The organism is Micromonospora sp. M51 (assembly GCF_018070305.1).
In the GTDB taxonomy this organism is placed as follows: domain Bacteria; phylum Actinomycetota; class Actinomycetes; order Mycobacteriales; family Micromonosporaceae; genus Micromonospora; species Micromonospora parva.
Genome location: NZ_JAGPXZ010000544.1, coordinates 1 through 4,334, shown reverse-complemented (window position 1 = coordinate 4,334; position 4,334 = coordinate 1). Strand labels below are relative to the sequence as shown.

Annotated in this window: 5 protein-coding genes; 1 reads left to right on the top strand and 4 read right to left on the bottom strand. The window is 69.6% G+C overall.

All coding sequences use genetic code 11. The annotated features are described in order from the left end of the window. Positions 1-100 precede the first annotated feature (100 nt). The 3 genes from KBX53_RS24140 to KBX53_RS24130 all read right to left on the bottom strand — a co-directional run bounded on the left by KBX53_RS24140 (position 101) and on the right by KBX53_RS24130 (position 3,118). On the bottom strand, positions 101-847 hold the full coding sequence (locus KBX53_RS24140) for an ABC transporter ATP-binding protein (RefSeq protein ID WP_030329600.1): 747 nt from the start codon (positions 845-847) through the stop codon (positions 101-103). 1 nt (position 848) lies between these two features. After that, a complete protein-coding gene (locus KBX53_RS24135) occupies positions 849-1,676 on the bottom strand; it encodes an ABC transporter permease (RefSeq protein ID WP_210861799.1) in 828 nt (275 codons plus the stop codon). 71 nt (positions 1,677-1,747) lie between these two features. Further along, on the bottom strand, positions 1,748-3,118 hold the full coding sequence (locus KBX53_RS24130; protein ID WP_210861797.1) for an L-serine ammonia-lyase: 1,371 nt from the start codon (positions 3,116-3,118) through the stop codon (positions 1,748-1,750). Between the two features lie 533 nt (positions 3,119-3,651). Here KBX53_RS24130 and KBX53_RS24125 point away from each other — a divergent pair. After that, positions 3,652-3,861 (top strand): PspC domain-containing protein, encoded by a 210-nt coding sequence (locus KBX53_RS24125; protein WP_030329606.1) that lies wholly within the window; start codon positions 3,652-3,654, stop codon positions 3,859-3,861. A 241-nt stretch (positions 3,862-4,102) separates the two neighbouring features. On the opposite strand, the gene KBX53_RS24120 is transcribed toward KBX53_RS24125, so the two are convergent. Continuing rightward, positions 4,103-4,334, bottom strand: a 232-nt coding sequence (locus KBX53_RS24120) for a DUF4230 domain-containing protein (RefSeq protein WP_210861795.1), incomplete at its 5' end; no start/stop codon positions are given.

Genomic DNA, 4,334 nt, shown 5'->3' with positions numbered 1-4,334 from the left:
GCCCGGCGCAACTGGGCGGCCAGTCGGTCGGCCAGCGGCTCACCGGTCGCCGTGGTCAGGCCCGCCGCGGGCGTCCCGGCGGCGAGCACGATCGCGAGCGTCACCGCGGGACCGCGGCGTGGTACGCGTCGAGCGCCTCGGCGATGGTGCCGTCGAGCGTCAACCGGCCCGCGTCGAGGTACAACCCCCGACGGCAGAACCGGGTCAGGTCCTTTTCGTTGTGTGACACCAGCACCAGCGTGCGCCCCTCCCCGAGCAGACGATCAATCGTCGCGTAACACTTCTTGCGGAACTCCGCGTCCCCGACCGCGGTCACCTCGTCCATCAGCAGGATCGGGTGCGGCAGGTGCGAGATGATCGCGAAGCCCAGCCGCACCTTCATCCCCGACGAGTAGTGCCGCACCGACGTGTCGATGGCCCGTTCCACCTGCTCACCGGCGAACTCGACGATCTCGTCGAAGTGCCGCTTCAGGTAGCCCGTCGACAGGCCGTGCAGCCCACCGACTAGGTGCAGGTTCTCCCGGCCGGTCAGGTCGTTGGAGAAACCGGCTGACAATTCCAGCAGCGGCGCCACCGCGCCGTGCACCCGGATGTCGCCCTCGTCCGGAATGAGCACCCCGGCGATCAGCCGCAGCAGGGTGCTCTTGCCGGTGCCGTTGCGCCCGATCACCCCGACGGTCTCGCCGGGCTCCACGGTGAACGACACGTCCCGCAGCGGCCAGAACTGGCCGGGCAGCGCACCACGCGCGCCGCGGTGGATGAACAGCTCACGCAGCCGCAGTTGACGGCGGCGGTTGCGGACGAACCGGATGCCCAGGCCGTCCGCCTCGATGATCGGCGTGGCCACGTCACAGCTCCTTGAGCACGGCGGGCTCCAACCGGCGGAACGACCACCAACCGGCGACCAGCACCAGCAGGCTGCCGACGACAGTGGTGGCGAGCAGACGGGCGTCCGGGAACTCGTCCGGGTACCAGATCGCGTGGTGCAGCTGGAAGATCCCCACCAGCGGGTTCAGCTCGTACACCACCTTCAACCAGCCCGGCAGACCGGACTCCCGGACCAGGCTGAGCGGGTAGATGATCGGCGTGGCGTAGAAGAGCACCCGGATGATCAGACGCATCAGCCGCTCCACGTCGCGCATCAGCACGTTCCAGGCGGACAGCAGCAGGGCCAGCCCGGTCAGCAGGACGGCCTGCACGGCCACCGCCAGCGGCAGGGACAGCAGCGACCAACCGGGGTGGATCCGACCGTGCACCGCGTAGATCACCGCGATGGCGACCAGGATCGGCAGGCCGGCCGCGTACTCGGCGAACCGGCCGGTGACCCGGCCGATCGGGAAGACCTGACGCGGCACGTTCATCGTGGTGATCAGCCGGGACTGGCCGGTCAGCGCGTTCGTCGCCTCGCTCAGCGCCGAACTGGTCCACATCCAGGCGAAGATGCCGGTGATCAGGAACAACGGGTACGACCCGGCCGCCTCACCGAGGTGCCGACCGGTGTCGCGGGAGTAGAGCACCCCGAAGACGAACCAGTAGATGGCGCCCATGCCGAGCGGCTCGATCAACGACCAGAAGTAGCCCAGCACCGACTGCTGGTACTTGACCGCCAGATCCCGCCTGACCAGGATGCGCAGCGAGTTGCGGTGCGACCACAACGCCGCGACGCCAGAGGTCACCGCCGCCTCCCGCCTCCTGAAACGGACGACAGGTTAGCAGTCGGTGAACGATTGCCCCGAATCGACCGGACTCAGCACTCGATCACGTTGACGGCCAGACCGCCCCGCGCCGTCTCTTTGTACTTGACCTTCATGTCGGCGCCCGTCTCCCGCATGGTCTTGATGACCTTGTCCAGCGACACCTTGTGCACACCGTCGCCGCGCAGCGCCAGCCGGGCGGCCGTGATCGCCTTGATGCTAGCCACCGCGTTCCGCTCGATGCAGGGGATCTGCACCAGGCCACCCACCGGGTCACAGGTCAACCCGAGGTTGTGCTCCATCCCGATCTCGGCCGCGTTCTCCACCTGCTCCGGGGTGCCACCGAGCGCCTCGGCCAACCCGGCCGCCGCCATCGAACACGCCGAACCGACCTCACCCTGGCAACCCACCTCGGCACCCGAGATCGACGCGTTCTCCTTGAACAGCACACCGATCGCGCCCGCCGTCAGCAGGAACCGCAGCACACCCTCGTCATCGGCACCCGGCACGAACCGGGTGTAGTAGTGCAGCACCGCCGGAATGATCCCGGCCGCGCCGTTGGTCGGCGCGGTGACCACCCGGCCGCCCGCCGCGTTCTCCTCGTTGACAGCGAGCGCGAACAGCGTCACCCAGTCCATCGCGTGCAGCGGGTCGACCGTCCCGGCCTCCGCCTCCAGGCCGCGCCGCAGCTCCGCCGCGCGCCGCCGAACCTTCAACCCCCCAGGGAGTACGCCGTCCCGCTCGCAGCCGCGCTGCACGCACTCCCGCATCACCCGCCAGATCTCCAGCAGACCGGCCCGGATGTCCGCCTCGCTGCGCCAGGAACGCTCGTTGGCCAACATCACCTCGCTGATCGACAGACCGGTACGGGTGGTGACGTCGAGCAGCTGCGCCCCGGTCAGGAACGGGTACCGCACCACGGTGCTGTCCGGCTTGATCCGGTCCGCGCCGGCCGCCTCCTCGTCGACAACGAAACCGCCACCGACGGAGTAGTAGGTGCGGCTGCGCAGCTCCGCACCGGCACCGTCGTACGCCACGAAGGTCATCCCGTTCGGGTGGTACGGCAGCGACCGACGGCGGTGCAGCGTCAGGTCCCGATCCGGGTCGAAGGCGATCTCGTGCACGTCGAGGATGTTGATCCGCCGCTCGGCGCGGATCCGTTCGACCCGAGGACCGACGGTGTCCGTGTCGACAGTCTCCGGCGACTCACCGGCCAACCCGAGCAGCACCGCCCGGTCACTGCCGTGGCCGTGCCCGGTGGCACCCAACGAACCGAACAACTCGGCCTGCACCCGCGCCGTGTCAGTGAGCAACCCGTCGGCCTTCAACCCGCCGACGAACGTACGCGCGGCCCGCATCGGCCCCACCGTGTGCGAGCTGGACGGCCCGATACCGACACTGAAGAGGTCGAAAACACTGATCATGGCTGCGCTTCCTCGCCGTCGTCCCGGCGTACGGGACCCGGCCGGGTCGTGACCACCGGTCTGGCGGCCCCGATGGTGACCGTCCGGGGTATGGGTGCCGGCCCTCCGGGGTGTGGAAGGCCGATCAGCCAGCCTACCCGCCCAGGCCACCGCCCACCCGGTCCGGGACGTGAACACCCCACGACCGTCCCCCGCCCTCGCCCGGCCCCGTCTCGCCCCGCCTCGCCCCGCCTCGCCCCGCCTCGCCTCACCCCGCCCCGCCCCGCCCCGCAAGATCGTGCTCGATCCAGGGTTTAGTGGCATCCGCGCGGTCCGAGGCCACTACAACCAGGATCGAGTGCGATCTTGCGAGGCGGCCCGGCGGAGACAGGTGGTGGCGGACGGTTCGGGGAGGCGTCAGCGGGGGTCTGCCCGGGTAATGCACCTACGGGTCCACTGGTTGCCACTCCACCTCGGGACCGAGGGCGAGCTGGTCATCCCCTTCTACCGTGGATTGCAGACGCGGCGCACCGCCGCAGAGTGGGAGTACGACGATGAGTCGCAAACTGGTCCGGCCCCGTGAGGGGCGCATGCTCGCCGGTGTCTGTGCTGGCCTCGGTCGGCGGTTCGGCATGTCCGCCGGGATGGTCCGGCTGCTGTTCCTGCTGTCCTTGCTGCTGCCCGGCACGCAGGTGATCGTCTACCTGATCCTGTGGGTGCTGATGCCGAACGAGGACCGCTACCTCGCCTCCACCGGCCACTGACCCCTCCCCGGTAAGACCAGATCTTGGACAGTTTCCGTCACGTGCTGACGGAAACTGTCCAAGATTGCCCGCACCGCTGCCACGCCGGCCGCGAGGGAACCACCGGCGGCGGGCACGAAACCGGGCCGTCAGCGTCAGCCGGGCCGTCAGCAGCAGCCGGGCCGTGAGCCACCGGGCACCAGCCGAGAAGCGCCCGCTCCGACGGAAGTCGGTTCGGGCGCTTCGGCGTACGGGGGGCAGGTCAGGGAGCCACGTAGGTGACAGTGATCTGCTGGTAGCCGAGGGAGCGGAGCAGCCCCTCCAGCATCTTGCGGGTGTTCTCCTCGGCGCGGGCGGAGAGCCCGCTGTCCCGGGCGGCGGCGGTGATCCGCTCCTCGGCGAGCTGGTAGACCTGCTGCTGCCGGTTGGGGTCGTTGCCGACCAGGTCACCGAGTCGGTTGAGCAGACCGCGCTGCTCGGCGAAGACGTAGCTC

What these genes read in the sequence shown, in the direction of transcription:
- KBX53_RS24130 (WP_210861797.1), bottom strand. Translation starts at nt 3,118, where the DNA reads ATGATCAGTGTTTTCGACCTCTTCAGTGTCGGTATCGGGCCGTCCAGC.
- KBX53_RS24125 (WP_030329606.1), top strand. Translation starts at nt 3,652, where the DNA reads ATGAGTCGCAAACTGGTCCGGCCCCGTGAGGGGCGCATGCTCGCCGGT.